This window comes from Campylobacter sp. IFREMER_LSEM_CL1097 (assembly GCF_025772225.1).
GTDB lineage: Bacteria > Campylobacterota > Campylobacteria > Campylobacterales > Campylobacteraceae > Campylobacter_D > Campylobacter_D lari_D.
Genome location: NZ_JAKMRT010000045.1, coordinates 1 through 1,412, shown reverse-complemented (window position 1 = coordinate 1,412; position 1,412 = coordinate 1). Strand labels below are relative to the sequence as shown.

General features: G+C 28.3%; 1 protein-coding gene. It reads left to right on the top strand.

The annotated features are described in order from the left end of the window. Positions 1–245: 245 nt before the first annotated feature. A partial coding sequence (locus tag L8W64_RS08840) for a hypothetical protein (protein ID WP_263663065.1) occupies positions 246–1,412 on the top strand: 1,167 nt, incomplete at its 3' end.

Here is a 1,412-nt window from a genome sequence, read left to right as displayed (position 1 = left end):
CGACAGCGCTATAGTTGCAGACAATGTTAATCAAATAGCTAATGATATCTTAGAAGATGCTAGGAAGAAAAAATTCTAAATAAGTTAAACCCTTAATGGGTTTAACTTTGATACTCTATTAAATCTACATTTTACATTCAAGTCCACTATTAGAAATACCAAACAAATATTAATTAATTAAAAATAAAAAAATTATTTTTTTAGGATAAAATACATCCTTTTTAAAAACACATAAAGGAGATACATTGTTTTCAAATTTAAAAATAGGGACCAAAATAGTTGGAGTTGTAATTTCCATAGTAATGCTAGGTATTATAATCTTAGCAAGTATTTTTTCCATACAAGCTTCAAATATCTTACACACTGAAGCAGATAAACTACTTCAAATTAATGCTTTTAGATATGCAAATATCGTCCGCGGAGCAACAGAAAGTGTTTATTCAACTTTACTAGGAGTAGAAGATACTATAAAAAATACTATTTCAAATGAAAATAGTATTGATGATACAGAAGTGCAAAATATTTTAGAAGGCGTGCTTGATTCAAATGAAAAAATTGCATATATGTATGTTCATTTTTTTAATACCCCAATCAATCAAAATACCAACCCAAAACTACTTACAAATCAGCATAAATTTTTAATGTTACTTCATGATACTTCTTTAAAAACAGAAGGCGGCGTGCAATTAGTTCAAGCATATGATGCATTTTTACAACAACAAAGTATTAATAATGCTATATCAACACAAAAAGAATCAATAGGAAAACCTCAAATTTTCAACATCAATGGTGAAGAAATTTTTGCATACAATATTGCAATTCCAATCTTTAAAAATGGAAATATTATAGGTGTAGTTGGAGCTTTAGGAAGTTTAACGCATTTTAGAGGAGAGCTAACAGATCCAAAAAGAAGTATTTTCAAAGATGATCAAAGATTATTACTTGGTGCTGAGGGTCTAATAGCAGTTAGTCCTGTTTCTAAATTTACAGGAAAAAGTATTTCAGAAGCAAATCCTCATCCTAGTGCAAAAACATTAATACAATTACAAAAAGATAAAATAAATACTGTTTTTGACTTTACTCGTGCAAGCGATGGAAAGAAAAATAGAGCAGCGATAGCTACTTTTGATCTTTGGGATAACTCACAAGATGCTTGGTCTATTGTGACTATGGCTCCAGTTGATTCTATACAAATGCCGATTACAAAACTTATAACAACCATAGCATTTATATCTCTTTTTGTTATTTTAGTAATTGTGATAATAGTATTTATATACATAAACAAAGCAGTAAGCTCAAGAATTGTTAATTTACAAAACAACCTATTGCACTTTTTTAAATTTATCAATCATGAAACCAAAGATACTATTTTAAGTAAAGATACTAAAAGCAATGATGAGTTAAGTATCATG